Below are 16,916 nucleotides of genomic sequence, written 5' to 3'. Positions count from 1 at the left end.
TGGCTGCGTGAGCGAGCGGAGCGAGCGCGGCGGCCGGCCGGATCCCCAGCGGCGGGTCCGGCGACGCGACCGGCACGGCCGCGGCATGCGCGGACCGATCGCACCGTCGCATGTGCCGATCGCCAAGTCGCGTGGTGAGCGCTTCGACGACCTGGTGCTCGACGCGGTGGACCGGCTCAAGCCCCGGTGGGGCGCGCAGCTGGCATCGGTGGAGTTCGCCGTGGAGGAGGTCCCTCCGCCGCACGAGTTGATCGACGGGCCGACCAGGCTCTCGTCGGATCCCATCCCGCTCGGGCGGGCGGAGTCCGCGGCAGGGAAGGACCCGGCCGCGGTGATCGTCTACCGTCGCCCGCTCGAGGCCAGGGCCCGTGACCGCGACCAGCTCGGCACGCTCGTGCTCGACGTCGTCGTCGAGCAGGTGGCCAGTCTCCTCGGGCTCGCCCCGGAGACCATCGACCCCGGATACGACGACCGCCACTGACCTTCCGCGCGGGATTTCAGGGGAGAACGGCGGCCGGGGAGTCGGTGGTGGGCGGGACGAGCGTCCAGATCCGGGCGAGGGCGAGTGGCTGTGCGGTGATCAGCAGGCCGTCTCGGGTCGACTCGTCGAGCACGCGTCCGCCGTACACGGGACCGGAACCGGGCTGCGGCTGTACGACGACGGCGAAGGCGGACCCGGACCCCGCGGGCGGCTTGAGCTTGACCTCCCTGGTCCGGCCGGCCGGCACGGTCACCTCCATCGGCTTCGGCACGGTCCCCTTCTGAGGCAGGATCCGGATCTGTACGGCGCCCGCCGCGAACGGGGCCGACAGCACGAGACGCGAGGTCTGCTTCCGGGAGGACCGACCGTCGGCCACCACGCTGCCGAGGTCGATCGGCTGCGCTCCCGCGGTGAACGCGACGTCCTGAACGGCGCCGGTCCCGGTGATCACCATGCCGGCGACGATCGGCACATCCGAGGTCAGCACCAGCGCCGCCGGCTGTCCGCCGATGCCGGTCGTCAGGTCCATCGTCGCGGTGGAGCCCGCGGGCACGTCCACGTCCTCCTTGTTCTTGAGGGCGTAGAAGCCGTCCTTGAGCACGGCCTTCACCTGGACGACGGTGTCCTCCTCACCGGGTGCCGTGACGTACAGTTCGCGGCGGCCGGCGATGCCGGGAATGCCGGGGACCACCACCGTGGTGGACGGCGCAGCGGCCACCGGCAGCCAGTCGACGCCCTTCCTGAGGACGACCTTGACCGCGGCGGCCACCCGCCCGTTGCCCGTGCTCACCCGCAGCGCCATGACCAGGGGCGATGGTGCGAGATCGCGCAGTTCGATCGCCTTGTGCTCACCCGGCTGGAGGATCACCCCGTTCCCCCGGTCGCTGAGCACCGGGCCCTCACCCGAATAGATCATGACCGACACGTCGGCGGGCGCGGCGTCGGCGTTGGCGAGATAGAGCCGCACATCCGCCCCGGCCGGTCCCGGGCCGACGAACCAGGCGTCGGCGCCGGGTTCGACGCAGCGGACGCCCGCCAGCCCGCGCTGGGTCCCGGAGGTATCACGGGCGGTCTGCGCGCTCTCCAGTCCGGGGGCCATGGAGCCGGACGCCGCTACCGTGATCGGCCCACCGCCGGCGGGCATCTCCCGCTGCCACAGCACGCCCGGCCTGTCGATCACGGCCTCCGGCTTCGGGGATCCCCCGCCCTTCCCCGTCTTGGCGCCCGCGGCCTCGGCCGATGCGTGCACCCGCGTGAGCGTGGCGCTACCCGTGCCCTTGCCACCGGGGCCCTTGTCATCGGAGCCCTCGGCATCGGGCCCTTCAGAATGGGGCGGAGTCACGACGCTGATCCTGGTGCCGCCCGGGGCCGGGCACACCACGGACACGGCCTCCACCGGAGCCTTCACCGCCTGGGGCTGCCGCTGCACCACCGGGGCGGGCCGGCCGACGTAGGCCGCGCCGTACAGGGCGGCCAGCGCGACCAGCACCAGGGCGAGCAGGCCGAAGCGGTTCTCGATCAGTCCTTTCATGCGCGCACCCTGTCCGCCTTCGCCCTGTCCGCCTTCGCCCTGTCCGCCTTCGCCCTGTTCCTCTTCGCCCTGTCTTTCCTCGCGCTCTCCTCCACCGGCACGTCGGCTCCGCCGTACTCCTCTTCCCGGTTGGTACGGCCCGGCGAGGCGAGGATGAGCACAAGGGCGAGCATGCCTCCCTGAGCCCACAGCCAGGCCCGATGCCGGCTGTCGTCGGCGGCCCGCGGTGTGGGGAGGGCGGCCGGATGGGCCATCCGCCACAGCCCGCCGGCCTGCGACAGGCTCATCCGCACCAGGGCCGGCTCGGAGTCCAGCGCTCGCCGCAGGGCCGGGTCTACGGGGGCGGGCACGGTGATGAACCGAACCCCGAAGGACGCGACCGTCTGGACATCGGCACCGCCACGGCCTGAGGTGAGCCCGGCCACGGCGTCGGTGAACCGCCGGTGATCGTCGTCGGGTGGTTCCAGGTCGCCCTCGCCGATCAGGGGGGCCCTGCCGTGCAGGACGGTGTAGGCGACGCGCCCGTCCTGCTGGCGCAGCAGCAGCGTGCCCTGCCCGTCCGCCGATCCGACCGCGGCCAGGACCGGCATCGGGTCGGGGACGTCGTGCCGCAGTGGGCCGCCCGCGCCCGACTTCACCCACAGCGACGCGGCCGCGACCGGGGTGGCGAAGGCGACGGCCGCGATGAGCAGCGCGCCCAGGCGGCGCAGCCCGCCCGCCGCGCGGAACTCCGTGATGCGGTAGGCCGGGTGCGCGGCGGCCAGCAGCAGGCCGGTCGCGGCCAGTGCCATCGGCGCACCGGGCCAGACCGGGACTCCGTCGACCGTGACGCGGCTGACGACGATGGCGACGAGCACGCCGAAGAGCACGACCCCCCAGCCGATCACCACGACCATCTGGTCGCGGCGCAGCAGCAGCGCGGCCAGGGCGACGGCGACCAGACCGGCGGTCACCCAGAACGGGGGCACGCCCGGGCCGCCGGGGCTCAGCATGAGCAGGGACTCGGCAGGCAGGCGGGGGTCGGCCAGGGCGGGGTCGCGCAGGCCCACCTCCAGCAGGATGCGGCCCGGCTCCCGCACCAACTCGGCAAGCCAGGGGAACAGCAGGAGGATCGGGGTGCCGAGGCCGATCACCAGCGAGGTCCGCGTGCCCCGCCGGATGCCGCCGAAGGACACCGCGGCGAGCGCGCCCAGCACCGCCACCAGGATGTAGACGAGAGGGACGAAGGCCGTCCCGACGGCGAGCAGCAGGCCGAACCCCCAGGCCGCGCGGCGGGAACCGGCGACCACCCTGGTGCCGAGCGCCGCGTACACCGGAAGCAGCACGAAGACGATCGCCGTGCCGAGCCGCCCGCTCGCGATCGCGCCGGTCGCGACCGGCAGCAGCGCGTAGGTGGCGGCCAGCCAGACCCGGGCCGGCCTGTACGGAATCATCCTCTTGGTCGCGACATAAGCCGCAAATCCGGCGAGTGGCACACAGCCCAGCAGCAGCACGCCGACCGCGAGCCAGGTCTTGCCGAAAGCGACCGCGGACAGCGCCGCGAGCACCGCCACGTACGGCGGGGCCCAGGTGTCGGAGCCCAGACCGGCGGCGTGATGCCCCTCGGCGTACAGCCGCCACAGGTCCCCGGCCCCGCCCACGACCGGCGTCAGCGCGCCGCCCCCCAGCAGGTCGCCCGCCGACAGGTCGCCCACGAGCAGCGACCGCTCGGCCACGAGCGTGACGGCGGTGAGCACGAGGCAGAGCAGCACGCCCGGATTGCCGAACACCCGCTGGAGCATGCCCGCGTCGGCGAGTAGTTCCTCCCCGTCATCCTGGTCCGTCTCACCGCCCGCGGCCCCCGCGTGATGGCGACCCGCGGACTCGACGGGCCCCGAGCCCGCCAGGAAGCTCTGCACCATGTCGGTGAGCCGCCGGAAGGCCCCGCCCGGCGGGGTGAACAGGCGCCGGACCGCCGGGTACCCCTGCTTCCTGCCCTTCCTGCGTGCTTTACGCGCCCGGTACAGCCGCAGCGGATGGCGGATGACCGAACCGAGCGCGACCACCTCGTCCAGGGCGTTGGCGGGCTGTTTGGCCAGCAGGAACAGCAGCGTCCGTACGAGCGACCCGCACACGTTGCGCATGATCGATCGCAGCAGTGCCCAGAAGGGCAGGTTCACCATGATGACGAACAGCGCATTGCGCCGGTCGAGCCGGCGCGGGTGCTCATCACTGGTCGCGACGCGCCTGCGCCGCCGGGCGGAGGCCTCAGCGTGCCAGGCGACGGCGCCGCTCACGTTGAGCACGCGGTGGCCGGCCGTCCTGGCCCGCCAGCACAGGTCCAGATCGTCGCGGAAGAGCGGAAGCTCCGGGTCCAGCCCGGACAGCTCCTCCCAGACATCGCGGCGGATCAGCATGCCGGCCGTGGAGACCGACAGCACGTCCCGCACACCGTGTGCGCCGTCGTGCTGACCCTGGTCGTACTCTCTGGGCTCCAGGCCCGTGTCGCGCCGACCCGATCTGCTGACCGTCACGCCGATCTCCAGCAGCACCCGCCGGTCGAGCCAGTCGCGGAGCTTCGGGCCGAGGATGGCCGCCTTCGGATCCTGGTCGGCCGCCGCGAGCATCGCCTGGAGAGCTTTCGCGTCGGGCGCGCAGTCGTCGTGAAGCAGCCACAGCCACTCACGCACCTGTCCTTGCGGGTGACCCGCCTGCGTCTGGGCGGGCGCGGCCGGAAGGCGCCGCAGCACCTCGTGCACGGCCTCGCCGAAGCCGGTCGACCTCGGAAGGCTCAGTACACTGCCGGCGCCGAACACCTCGACCAGGATCCGCCCGCTGCCGTCGCGGCTGCCGTTGTCGACACCGACGACGCGGTCAAGCGGCCGGGTCTGTCGCAGCACCGCCGCCAGCGTCTCCTTGAGCCATCGGGCGCCGTCATGGGCGACGACGATCGCGGTGACCGAGTGCACGTCGAATCCTTGGGGGGTCGTACGGCTAGCGCCGACCACGATACGGCAAGTGCGGACTCATCCGATCACACGCATAGAAAACCGGCAGAAAGCCAGACCGTCCGGTCAGCGGAAACGCCCCAAACCCGAAAGACGGGCGCGCCCGAGCGGGTCGCTCAGCCGGCCTGACGCTTCAGCCTGCGACGTTCACGCTCCGACAGCCCACCCCAGATCCCGAACCGCTCGTCATGCTCGAGCGCGTACTCCAGGCACTCGGCCCGCACCTCACATGAGCGGCAGACCTTCTTGGCTTCCCGAGTGCTGCCGCCTTTCTCGGGAAAGAACGCCTCCGGATCGGTCTGGGCGCACAACGCGCGTTCCTGCCAACCAAGATCTTCGCCATCGAGCGCCTGTGCCATGACCAGATCGGTCAATGCACACCTCCCTGTCGCTCGCCCGCCCACATGGAGCCCCCCATAAAACGCCTCCCCTGTACCCACCCGTGGGAAGGCGTAACAACATGTCTGTAATTACACGCACGTGGTGCGTGTGGCGTCAAGCGGCATAACGATACCCGGGGAAAGACACGCTTGCCCCGGTTCGTCCGTACTGCTCTTCGCTCTGATCAGCGTTCGGAACCATACCAAGGGAGGTTGGGGTCGGTTCCGCGGCCTGACTGATCGCTGCCGGAACCTTCCTCATACTTTGCCTGCGACCGGTCGGGGGCGTAGATCGCGGTCGGGTCGATGGGCTCCTCCCGGCGGCCCGGACCCCCGGTCGGGCTGGGGCCGCTCAGCGGATCTCCCTGGTAGGCGACCGGGTCGAAGCGCACGGTCTGGTCGGCGGCCTCGCCCCCGGACGCCGGGTGGGCCGGACGGTCGGACGTCTGCGGGTGACCGAGCGGGCTGTCGTAGAAGTCCTGGTAGCTCTGCGGCGAGTCCAAGGGCCCGGTCGGGCCGCTGGAGTAGTCGCTCGGCCTGGCCTGCTGCTGGTAGCTCTGCGCCTGCTGGTACGCCTGCGCGAGCTGCTGCTCGCGCGGGTCGGCCGCACCTTCGTATCTCGGAGAGTCGTCGTGGGTCGTCTCGTAGCCGGAGTCGAAGGCCGGGGCGGCGGGCGCCTGCTCGGCCGCCTGCCTGGCGAACTGCGGGCCCGAATATCCGCTGAACGGCGAGCCGCCCTGCTGACTGTACGGCAGGCCCTGCTCGTAATGCCCCTGCTCGTAGGGCGCCTGCTCATAGGGCCCCTGCTCGTAGGGCCCCTGCTCGTAGGGCGAGGCGGGCGAGGCGGCGGGCGATCCGTACGAGGACTCGGAGTAGGCGCCCTGACCGAAGCCCGCCTCAGCGCCGGGCTGCTGCTGGCCGGCGTAGCCGTACTGGTCGAACATCGGGCCCTGCGGGGGCTGACCCGGCAGAGCCTGACCGGACGCACCCTGGTTCGACGGGGCCGGAGGGAGCGCGGCGCCGAACTGCTCGGAGTAGTGCGCCCCCATCTGGAAGTCCTGCGGGGACGGCTGACGGTCCTGCCCCTGGTGCTCGGCCAAGGCCGACCACGGCTGCTGCTGAGCGGGCTGCCCGGAGGACTCCTGGGTGTGCGGGGCATGCTGGGTGTGCGCGGCGTCCTGCGTGTACGGGGTGTTCTGCGCGTACGGGGTGTTCTGCGCGTACGGAGTGTTCTGCGTGTACGGAGTGTTCTGGGCGTAGGGGTCCTGAGCGGCGTAGGGATCCTGGGAGTGGTCCTGGCTGAAGGCCCCTTGACCACGGTCCTGCGCCGGGTACGCGGTTCCGTACGAGTCGTGGGCGTACTGCTGCTCTGTCGCGCCGGTCGTCGGCGGTGGCGCCGGAAGCTGCGGATAGGAGGCGGCGAGAGCGGGAGCGACGGCGGGCGTCGCCTGTCCCTGGCCCGATCCCTGCTCCTGCTGGGCAGTGCCCTCCTGAACTGTTCCCTGTTGAGCTGCACCCTGCTGAACTGCACCCTGCTGAACTGCACCCTGCTGAACTGCACCCTGCTGAGCCGCGCCCTGCTGGATCGGGCCGGGACCGGGCCGGCCGAGCCCATGGGGATCGCCGTACGGGCCGGGCGGGCCGTACTGGCCCTGAGCGGTGGGCGCGGGCGGCATGGCTCCGGGGTGTGCGCCGTGGTCCTGCTGGGCGGGCTGAGGGGACTGAACGGGCTGTGGAGGCTGGGCGGGCTGTGGAGGCTGAACGGGCTGTGGGGACTGGGGGGCCGGACCCTGACCGTAACCCGCCCCGTAGGCGCCGTCGGGGTGCCCTCCCAGTTGCTGGCCGACCGGTTGCTGGCCGACCTGCTGCGGACCGGCCTGCTGCGGGCCGGGGGCGTACGCCTGCCCCTGCGGACCGTAGGCGTCGCTTTGCGATCCCCCATAGAAGCTCTGCTTCGGCACGGCGGAGGAGCCGCCGGTCTGGAGGTTGGCGGCGGACCTGATCGCGAAGACGATCCCGATGACGGCCAGGGCGATCTGGGGAAGCCCGGTGAGTAGGGACTCGAACCGGGTACGGAAGGTCCAGTCACCACCGAACAGCACGCCCGGCACACTGATCAGGCTGAAAAGCACACCCAGGCCGAGCGTCCCGGCCGAGCCGAGCGCGACCAGACGGGCGCGCGGCGTCGGCGCGCCGAACCTGGTCACGAGCAGCACCGCGCCTGCGGCGAGGGCGGTCCACGTCGGGGAAGAAAGGGCCGCCAGACCGAGGGGCGCCCGGAGACCGAAGGTGGACATCGGGCTTTCACCGATCAGCAGTTGTGCGATGCCGACGAGGGTGCCCGTGACCAGCGCCGCGAGCATGATCAACGCGGCCGGCTCGCGCAGCCGGTCGTTGTCGGCCTTGAGCATGGCAACCCCCAACGGTCAAAACGGTGCTCGGGGAAGTTTTGCACACAGCCGACATTGGTGTATGCCGCGGCAAGAACCTCATAAGTCGCGAGAGCCCACTAATCCCCTTTATCCCTGCATCTCATGGTGGCCCCTCACGCGGGGAGACGGCTCGATGGAAGACTGAGAGACATGCGAATCGTGTCCCTCGCCGGAGGAATCGGCGGCGCTCGCTTCCTTCGCGGCCTCAAGGCAGCGGCGCCCGACGCCGAGATCACCGTGATCGGCAACACCGGAGACGACATCACACTCTTCGGCCTGCGTGTCTGCCCCGACCTCGACACCGTCATGTACACGCTGGGCAGCGGCATCAACGAGGAGCAGGGCTGGGGACGCGCCGATGAAAGCTTCACCGTCAAGGAGGAGCTGGCCGCCTACGAGATGGAGCCACAGTGGTTCGGCCTGGGCGACCGCGACTTCGCGACGCACATCGTGCGCTCGCAGATGCTGGCGGCCGGCTATCCGCTCTCGCAGGTGACCGAGGCGCTGTGCGTGCGGTGGCGGCCGGGCGTGCGGCTGCTGCCGATGTCCGACGACCAGACCGAGACCCACGTGGTCGTCTCCGACGAAGGCGGCAGGCGGGCGATCCACTTCCAGGAGTGGTGGGTGCGGCTGCGCGCTTCCGTACCGGCCGAGCAGATCGTGCTCGTGGGTGCCGACGACGCCCGTCCGGCTCCCGGCGTCCTGGAGGCCATCCGAGACGCCGATTTCGTGATCCTTCCGCCTTCGAACCCGGTCGTCAGCATCGGCACGATCCTGCAGATCCCCGGCATCCGGACGGCGCTGGAGGAGAAGACCGTCGTCGGCGTCTCCCCGATCATCGGCGGGGCGCCGGTCCGCGGCATGGCCGACGCCTGCCTGACCGCGATAGGCGTGAGCACCAGCGCCCAGGCGGTTCTCGAGCTGTACGGCTCGCGCCTGGTCGACGGGTGGCTCGTGGCCGAGCAGGACAAGGGCGTCTCCCTGGACGGCGTGACCGTCGAGGCCCGCCCGCTGCTCATGGACTCACCCGAGGCAACCAGGGACATCGCCGCCGCCGCCCTCACCCTCGCGACCACCCTCCAAGCATGACCCACACACATCCCCCGCGTGATCTTGCAGTTTCTCGCAGGCATGCCCGCCGACCAGCGAATTCGACCACCGTGATCTTGCAGTTTCTCGCAGCCGACCGCTCTGAACAGGTAGAACACCGTCCATGATCTTGCACCGAGGGAACCCGTGACCCACATCGCCATCACCGGCGTGCCCGGACTGCCCGAAGTACGGCCCGGCGACGACGTCGCCGACCTCGTCGCGCGAGCCGTACCCGACCTGACCGACGGCCTGACCGACGGCGACATCCTCGTCATAACCTCCAAAATCATCAGCAAGGCCGAGGGTCGGATCCGCCAGAGCCGTACGACACAAGGCGATGACGGTACGGCACAGAGCGGCAGCGGTACGACACACGGCGACGTCCGTACCGCCGCGATCGAGGAGGAGACGGCGCGCGTGGTCGCCCGGCGCGGCGAGACCGTGATCGCGCAGACCCGGCACGGCTTCGTGATGGCGGCGGCCGGGGTCGACGCCTCCAACACCTCCCCCGGCACGATCCTGCTGCTGCCCGAGGACCCCGACGAGTCCGCCCGGCGGATCCGCCGGGGGCTGCACGAGCGCCTGGGGGTCCAGGTCGGCGTGATCGTCTCCGACACGTTCGGCCGGCCGTGGCGGCACGGCCTGACCGACGTGGCGATCGGCGCGGCGGGCGTCCGGCCGCTCGACGACTTCCGCGGAAGGTTCGATCCGTACGGCAACGAGCTGTCGGCGACCGTCACCGCGCTCATCGACGAGCTGGCGGCCGCCGCCGAGCTGGTCAAGGGCAAGCTCGACGGCGTCCCGGTCGCCGTGGTGCGCGGCCTGCCCGGCCTGGTCACCGCCGACGACGGCCCCGGCGCCCGCGCACTGGTGCGGCCCGCCGACACGGACATGTTCCGGTACGGCTCGGCCGACGTGGTCCACGCCCGCCGTACGATCCGCGAGTTCACCGCCGAGGCCGTCGATCCGGAGGCCGTACGGCGGGCGGTGGCGGCGGCCGTCACCGCCCCGGCTCCGCACCACACCACACCGTGGCGGTTCGTCCTCCTGGAGACCGCGTCAGCCCGTACGGCACTGCTGGACGCGATGCGGGACGCCTGGATCGAGGACCTGCGGGCGGACGGGTTCTCCGAGGAGTCGATCGCCCGGCGGATCAGGCGGGGCGACGTGCTGCGGAACGCCCCCTACCTGGCGGTCCCCTGCCTGGTCATGGACGGCTCGCATACCTACCGCGACGAGCGCAGGAACGCCGCCGAGCGGGAGATGTTCGTGGTGGCGACGGGAGCGGGGGTGGAGAACTTCCTCATCCAGCTCGCCGTCGAGGGCCTGGGCTCGGCCTGGGTGTCGTCCACGATGTTCTGCCGTGACGTGGTGCGCAAGGTGCTCGACCTGCCGGGGGCCTGGGATCCGATGGGCGCCGTGGCCATCGGCCACCCCGCCGCTCCGCCAAGGGACCGCCCGCGCCGCGACCCCGCCGACTTCATCGTGACCCGCCGATAGGGGCCGGCCAAGCGCCAGCCGGACCGCACGACAACGGACCGCACGACAATTTGGGACAAATCCCCCAGCGAGCCGGGGCCGCCGAAATCGACCTTGACGTTAGTGCTGTGCGAAGGCCGTTTTCACAGCAATAACGTCAAGGTCGATAAGGCAGACCCTCACCTGTCGATCAGACGCAGCGGGGTGCGAACACTGCGGCAGACCCCGTCGCTGCGCTCGGCCGCGGCGAGGCGCTCGGGATCGGGCGTGCCGTACGACGTGGTCCGCCGGCGCAGCGGCCGTCCGGTCGGGGCGACCATCGCGGCGATGTCGCTGATCGTCTTGTAGGACCCGTTCTCGGATCCGGCCATCCGGCTGATCGTCTCCTCCATCAGCGTGCCGCCGAGGTCGTTGACGCCGCCGGCGAGGACGGAACGGCACAGCTCGTCGCCGAGCTTGACCCACGAGCACTGGATGTTCTTGATCGCGCCGTGCAGCATGATCCGGGCGAGCGCGTGTACGGCCCGGTTCTCCCGGGCGGTCGGCCCTGGCCGGGCGATCCCCGCGAGGTAGATGGGCGCGCTGTGGTGGACGAACGGCAGCAGCACGAACTCGCTGAACCCGCCCGTCTCCTCCTGGATCGTCCCGATAAGCCGGATATGCCGTACCCAGTGCTCGTGCGTGTCCACGTGGCCGTACATCATGGTCGAGGTCGTCGGGATGCCCAGCCGGTGCGCCGTGGTGATCACCTCGATCCACTCGGCGGCCGGGAGCTTGCCCTTGGTGAGCACCCAGCGGACGTCGTCGTCGAGGATCTCGGCCGCGGTGCCCGGCAGCGAGTCGAGCCCGGCCTCCCTGGCCGCGAGCAGCCAGTCCTCGATGGACAGGTTCGTCCGGCTCGCGCCGTTGATGACCTCCATCGGGGAGAACGCGTGGACGTGCATGTCCGGGCAGCGCTCCTTGACCGCCCGCGCGATGTCGAAGTAGGCCGTCCCCGGCAGATCCGGATGGATGCCGCCCTGCATGCACACCTCGGTCGCCCCCGCCTCCCAGGCCTCCTGCGCCCGGTCGGCCACCTCCGACAGCGACAGCGTGTAGGCGTCGGCGTCGGTCCGCCGCTGGGCGAACGCGCAGAACCGGCAGCCGGTGTAGCAGACGTTGGTGAAGTTGATGTTCCGGTTCACGATGTAGGTGACGTCGTCGCCCACCGCGTCCCGGCGTAGCCCGTCGGCGATCCGGCACAGCTCGTCCAGCCCCGCGTCGTCTGCGTCGGCGCCGGTCTGGTCGCCCGCGAGGCCCAGCAGCGCCACCGCCTGCTCGTCGGTCAGCCTGGCCGGGTCGCTCTCCGCACGCCGCAGCGCCTCCCGCACCACGCCGTCGACCACGCCGGTACGGCTGCCGCCGCCCGGCAGACGGTCTCGCAGCGCCGCCCAGTCGCCGTACACGCTGTCGAAGTCGTCCCGGCGGTCGCTCGTACGTCCTTCGGCGTCGATGGCGACGTGCAGGTCCGCCCGGCCGCTGGTGCGCAGCCCGGCGGCGAAACCACCGTCCGGCTCCTGCCACGGTCGGCCGGTCGGCGCCACGCCCTCCCGGGCGAGCCCGGTCCGCGGGTCGGCGAGCGCGGCCACGTGCTCGCGCAGCCGCGGGTCGAGCCAGGGCTCCCCGGCCAGCACGTACTCCGGATAGATCGTCAGCCGCTCTTTCAGCTCGAAGCCGGCCCGATCCGTACGGGCCGCGAGCTCGTCGATCTGCGGCCACGGCCGCTCGGGGTTGACGTGATCGGGCGTGAGCGGGGAGACGCCGCCCCAGTCGTCGATGCCCGCGCGGACCATCAGGGCGTACTCGTCGCCGATCAGGTTCGGCGGTGCCTGGACCCGTGCCCTGGGCCCGAGCACGAGCCGCGTCACCGCGATCGTCGCGGCCAACTCGTGCAGGTCGGCGTCCGGCATGCCGCGCATCGCGGTGTCGGGCTTGGCCCGGAAGTTCTGGACGATGACCTCCTGGATGCCGCCGTACTCCCTGGCCACCCGCCGGATGGCGAAGATCGAATCGGCCCGCTCCTCGATGGTCTCGCCGATGCCGATCAGGATGCCCGTCGTGAACGGCACGCTGGAGCGCCCGGCGTCCTCCAGCACGCGCAGCCGTACGGCCGGGTCCTTGTCGGGAGAGCCGTAGTGCGCCTGGCCCTTCTCGGCGAACAGCCGCTCCGACGTGGTCTCCAGCATCATGCCCATCGACGGCGCGACCGGCTTGAGCCGCTGCAGGTCGCGCCAGGTCAGCACCCCCGGATTGAGATGCGGCAGCAGCCCGGTCTCCTCCAGGACGCGGATCGCCATCGCCCGCACATACGACAGCGTGTCGTCGTAGCCGTGCGCGTCCAGCCAGTCACGTGCCTGGTGCCACCGGTCCTCGGGCCGGTCGCCGAGCGTGAACAGGGCCTCCTTGCAGCCCATCTCCGCTCCCCGGCGGGCGATCTCCAGCACCTCGTCGGGCGACAGGAACGCGGCGGGCAGTTTGTTCGGGGCCGTGGCGAATGTGCAGTAGCCGCAGCGGTCACGGCACAGACGGGTCAGCGGGATGAAGACCTTGCGACTGTAGGTGATCACGCCCGGCCGTCCGACGGCGGCGAGCCCCGCGTCCCGCACTCTCGAGGCGTGCCCGAGAAGGGTCTCCAGATCGTCTCCGCGGGCCTGTAGCAGGATCGCGGCCTCGGCCGCATCGAGCGTCTTGCCGTCCCGTGCCCGGGCGAGCGCCCGCCGCATCGCTGCCTCCGTGGGGATCACAACCTCGTTACGCACAGGATGCACAGTACGAAACCGGCGGGCGTCCACCTGTGGCGGGGTCTGATCGATTCACCAATCTTCAGCGATTCTTAATAGTCCACCCAAGGAGATTTCGCTGGACGTAAACAGTCGTACCGAAGCACACTTGAAATGTCACGCTACGCACACAACACACAGGAGATCCGATGCCCTGGGCCATCCTCGTCTTCATCGCCGCCATCGCCCTGCTCGCCCCGTTCTTCGGTGCGGACACCCGCGACGGCCAAGGCTGGAAGCCGGAAAACCCCAAAAACTTAGAGCCCCCGGCTAAAAGGAGCGGTAGTCCCGGGCGGGCATACGCGGGCCGCGGGCCGGTGGGCGGATGCCGCTGAGCTCGATCAGCTTGATCACCCGATGACGATGCCCCCGGAACGGCTCGAGCAGGGCGAGCATGCCCGCGTCATCGGTCTTCTGGCCGGTCAGCGCCCAGCCGACGATGCTCGGTAAGTGGTAGTCACCCACACTCGGCGCGTCGGGATCCCCGTGGGCACGCTGACGCACCTCAGCCGACGTCCACACCCCGATGCCCGGCAGCGCCCGCAGCAGGCGGTCCGCCTCGGCCGAGCCCGCGCCACCGCACGTTGCTTCCAGCTTCTCGGCGTGGCGTGCCGCGTTGACGACGGTCCTCGCCCGTACGGCTTCCGCCCCGGCCCGATGCCAGTCCCACGAGGGGATCTGCCGCCACACCTCGGGCGGCGGGATCACCGTCATCCCTTCGGGTGCCGGGCCCGGCGCGGCCTCGCCGTACCGGCGGACGAGCCACCGCCAGGCCCGCCAGGCCTCCCTGCCGACGACCTTCTGCTCCAGCACGGCGGGGACCAGAGCCTCGAAGACTCGTAAGGATCGCCCGATCCGCAACCCGGGATGCCGGGCGGCGAGCCGGGCGACGAACATCGCCCGCCGAGCCTGCTCGGTCTCGCCCGCCCGGGCACTGCGAGCGAGCGCCGCAAGCAGGTCGGCGAAGCCGGCCACGTCGTCGTCGGCGCCGAGCAGCCCCGGCAGCCTCTCCAGCGACCACTCCGCTCCAGGCCCCCAGGCCTGAGCACGAACCTCTCCGGCTCGCTCGATCGTGACGATCCGCAGCGTGGCGGGCCCGTCAGGGGTACGGGCCGTGCGCCAGACGGCCCCGTCGGGGGTACGCCGCCAGGCGGGGTCGGAGCCTCCGCGCCGGTGAGGCGCCAGCGTCAGCGCCACGTCGATCGGCACGTCCGGCCGCCATGCGCGTTCGGACGGCCGTGGCGGCGCGACGGGTTTCGGCACCCCCGGCCCCGGCGCGGACCCCGGCGCGGGCATGAGGTCGGACATCGTTGATCACATATCGCTGGAGAACCTGACCGACGTACCCGATATTACGGACCTGGGCCAGATCCGGATGCCACCACGGAGTTCGTTGCCCGCCTCGATGACGGCCTCGTCACCCACGATCGCGTCCTCGACCACGACACCCGGGCCGATCTTGACGCCACGCCCCACCACGGACCGCGTCACCCGGGCGTCCTCCGCGATCACGGCGCCGTCCATCACCACGCTCGCGTCGATCACGGCGGCGGACGCGACGAGCACCCCTGCGCCGATCGTCGAGCCGCCCTCCACCCGGGCGTCCGGCGCGACGACCGACCCCTCCGCGACCAGCGCGGGCACCCCCTGAACGGGCAGCGCCGGGGACTGCACGCGGCCAAGCGTGAGGTCGCAGCAGCACTGTACGAAGGCGGCCGGGGTCCCCACATCCAGCCAGTAGGCGGGGTCCACATGCCCCAGGACCGGCGCCGACTCGGCCAGGAACTTCGGGAACAGCTCATATTCCACCGAGACCGGGCGTCCCGCCGGGATCTCGTCGATGACGCCGCGGCGGAATATGTAGCATCCCGCGTTCACCTGATCGGTGACCGGGGTCGGCGACTTCTCGATGAACGCCTCCACCCGGCCGTGGGCGTCGGTCAGCACCGAGCCGTACCGGCGTGGGTCCTCCACGGTGGTGAGGTGCAGCGTCACGGCGGCGTCCGCCTTCTCGTGCGCCGCCAGCTGCGCCGCCATGTCGTGGCCGGAGATGATGTCCCCGTTGAGGATGAAGACGGGGTCGTCCGGCCCCGACCGCAGCGCCGACGACGCGTTGCGGATCGCACCGCCCGTGCCGAGCGGAACGTCCTCGGTCACATAGGTGATCTCCAGCCCGAACCTACCGCCGCTGCCGAAACTCTCCGCGAACATCTCCGCGCGGTAGGCCGTGGCGAACACCACATGCCGCACCCCGGCGGCCGCGGCGCGCGCGAGCTGATGCTCCAGCAGCGGCACCCCGGCGGTGGGCAGGAGGGGCTTGGGAATCGACATCGTCAACGGGCGCAGGCGCGTCCCCTGGCCACCGACGAGGAGGATCGCTTCAAGCGATCGCGAACCGGAGTTACCCATAGCCCGGCAGACTAGTGCAGCCGTCCGCCGCACGCTGATATGCCGCGAGATGGGCCTCGGCGGACAGCCGCCAGGTGAACTCCCGCGCCCGGTCGACCCCGGCCGACGACAGCGCCGTCCGCCGTCGCGGCGACTCCAGCAGCGCGCGCAGCGCGGCGGCGACGCTCTCGGCATCCGGCTCGGTGTAGGCGACCGCGTCGCCGCCCACCTCGGGAAGCGAGGCCCGATGGGTGGTCAGCACCGGCGCGCCGCACGCCATCGCCTCCAGCACCGGCAGCCCGAACCCCTCGCTGCGTGAGGGGAACGCGACCACGAGCGCGCCGCCGAGGAAGCCCGGCAGATCGGCGAAGGGAAGGTATCCGGGCCGGACGATCCTGATCCTGGGCGGCAGCCCGGCCATCGCCGCCTCGACCTCGCCGTCCCAGCCCGGCCCGCCGGCGAGCACCAGCGCGGGCGGTGCCGGCAGGTGCTCCACCGCCTCGGCGAAGCCGCGGATCAGGTTCGGCACGTTCTTGCGCGGCTCGATCCCGCCCAGATAGGCGATGTACGGATGACCGTGCAGGCCGATCCGGTCGGCGACCCGGCGGATCTCGCGTTCGCCGGGCGGGTGGAACAGCACGGCGTCCACCCCGTGATAGGCGACGTCGATCCTGGTCGGGTCGGCCCCCAGCACTCGGACGAGCTCGTCCCGCGTGGCCTTGGACGGCACGACGAGGCGGCTGGCCCGCCGTACGGCGGTTCGCGTGGCCGAGCGGAAGAACGCCGCCCGGGCCGTGTCGTACTGCTCCGGCTCCGGCTCGGGCTCGGTGAAGCAGGCCACATCATGAATGGTCGCCACGATCGGCAGCCCGGATCGCAGCGGGATCGAGTAGTAAGGGGCGTGGATCACATCGGCCTCGGCGCGTTGGGCGAGGACGGGAAGGCCGAACTGCTCCCACACCAGGCGCTTGCCCCGGTTGGTGAGGGCGGCCGGACCGGCGAGGATCCGCGCGGCGGGGGCCAGCTTGCCGTACCGCTCGGCGTCCGCACGCTGGCACACCACGGCGAGGTCGGCACCGGCCTCGTGCAGGGCGGCGACCAGTCCATCGACGTACCGGATCAGCGCGCCGCGATCGGCGGGAACCGCCGCGGCGTCGACGAGCACTCGGGGTGTCAACCAGATCGCTCCCCTCGGCGAGCCCCGGCGGCGGGACTCATTGGTCCGGCGGTGTCATCGGGCGAGGGCGGCCATGGTCCTGCCGGCGGATCGGCGACCCGATCACAGGGAGTCGTCCCCCGGTCACCCTCACCTTCACTCTCTTCCCGA

11 protein-coding genes are annotated in these 16,916 nt (G+C 71.5%); 3 read left to right on the top strand and 8 right to left on the bottom strand.

Going from position 1 to position 16,916, the window contains the following annotated elements:
- Window positions 1–7 precede the first annotated feature (7 nt).
- The gene (locus Mth01_RS22765) at window positions 8–481 is read left to right on the top strand and encodes a metallopeptidase family protein (RefSeq protein WP_407695969.1); all 474 of its coding nucleotides are present in this window, start codon (window positions 8–10) and stop codon (window positions 479–481) included.
- Between the two features lie 16 nt (window positions 482–497).
- On the opposite strand, the gene Mth01_RS22760 is transcribed toward Mth01_RS22765, so the two are convergent.
- The 4 genes from Mth01_RS22760 to Mth01_RS22745 form a co-directional block, all read right to left on the bottom strand.
- The gene (locus Mth01_RS22760) at window positions 498–2,012 is read right to left on the bottom strand and encodes a DUF5719 family protein (RefSeq protein WP_204017952.1); all 1,515 of its coding nucleotides are present in this window, start codon (window positions 2,010–2,012) and stop codon (window positions 498–500) included.
- Window positions 2,009–4,960 (bottom strand): glycosyltransferase family 2 protein, encoded by a 2,952-nt coding sequence (locus tag Mth01_RS22755; protein ID WP_204017951.1) that lies wholly within the window; start codon window positions 4,958–4,960, stop codon window positions 2,009–2,011. Before Mth01_RS22755 ends, Mth01_RS22760 begins: the two co-directional genes overlap by 4 nt.
- Window positions 4,961–5,115: 155 nt before the next feature.
- Entirely contained in the window at window positions 5,116–5,358 is a 243-nt protein-coding gene (locus tag Mth01_RS22750) for a WhiB family transcriptional regulator (protein ID WP_200926223.1), read from the bottom strand.
- A 206-nt stretch (window positions 5,359–5,564) separates the two neighbouring features.
- Window positions 5,565–7,802 carry a hypothetical protein gene (locus tag Mth01_RS22745; RefSeq protein WP_204017950.1) on the bottom strand — a complete coding sequence of 746 codons (2,238 nt, stop codon included), beginning with the start codon at window positions 7,800–7,802 and terminating at the stop codon, window positions 5,565–5,567.
- A 159-nt stretch (window positions 7,803–7,961) separates the two neighbouring features.
- Here Mth01_RS22745 and cofD point away from each other — a divergent pair, with 159 nt between their 5' ends.
- Both cofD and Mth01_RS22735 read left to right on the top strand, forming a co-directional pair.
- A complete protein-coding gene (gene cofD / locus Mth01_RS22740) occupies window positions 7,962–8,900 on the top strand; it encodes a 2-phospho-L-lactate transferase (protein ID WP_204017949.1) in 939 nt (312 codons plus the stop codon).
- A gap of 147 nt (window positions 8,901–9,047) precedes the next feature.
- Window positions 9,048–10,403: a coenzyme F420-0:L-glutamate ligase gene (locus Mth01_RS22735; RefSeq protein WP_204017948.1), complete on the top strand. Its 1,356-nt coding sequence runs from the start codon at window positions 9,048–9,050 to the stop codon at window positions 10,401–10,403.
- A 158-nt stretch (window positions 10,404–10,561) separates the two neighbouring features.
- On the opposite strand, the gene Mth01_RS22730 is transcribed toward Mth01_RS22735, so the two are convergent.
- The 4 genes from Mth01_RS22730 to Mth01_RS22715 all read right to left on the bottom strand — a co-directional run bounded on the left by Mth01_RS22730 (window position 10,562) and on the right by Mth01_RS22715 (window position 16,766).
- Complete coding sequence (locus Mth01_RS22730; protein ID WP_275409008.1) at window positions 10,562–13,180, bottom strand: bifunctional FO biosynthesis protein CofGH; 2,619 nt, start codon at window positions 13,178–13,180, stop codon at window positions 10,562–10,564.
- Between the two features lie 291 nt (window positions 13,181–13,471).
- Window positions 13,472–14,509 (bottom strand): DNA-3-methyladenine glycosylase family protein, encoded by a 1,038-nt coding sequence (locus Mth01_RS22725; RefSeq protein ID WP_239089918.1) that lies wholly within the window; start codon window positions 14,507–14,509, stop codon window positions 13,472–13,474.
- A gap of 6 nt (window positions 14,510–14,515) precedes the next feature.
- Complete coding sequence (gene manB, locus Mth01_RS22720; RefSeq protein WP_204017947.1) at window positions 14,516–15,610, bottom strand: mannose-1-phosphate guanylyltransferase; 1,095 nt, start codon at window positions 15,608–15,610, stop codon at window positions 14,516–14,518.
- On the bottom strand, window positions 15,603–16,766 hold the full coding sequence (locus Mth01_RS22715) for a glycosyltransferase family 4 protein (RefSeq protein ID WP_239089917.1): 1,164 nt from the start codon (window positions 16,764–16,766) through the stop codon (window positions 15,603–15,605). The genes manB and Mth01_RS22715 overlap by 8 nt, the downstream gene beginning before the upstream one ends.
- Between the last annotated feature and the right edge of the window lie 150 nt (window positions 16,767–16,916).

It is taken from the genome of Sphaerimonospora thailandensis (genome assembly GCF_016863115.1).
GTDB classification, from domain to species: Bacteria; Actinomycetota; Actinomycetes; order Streptosporangiales; family Streptosporangiaceae; genus Sphaerimonospora; species Sphaerimonospora cavernae.
This window is presented reverse-complemented; position numbering and strand designations above follow the sequence as displayed.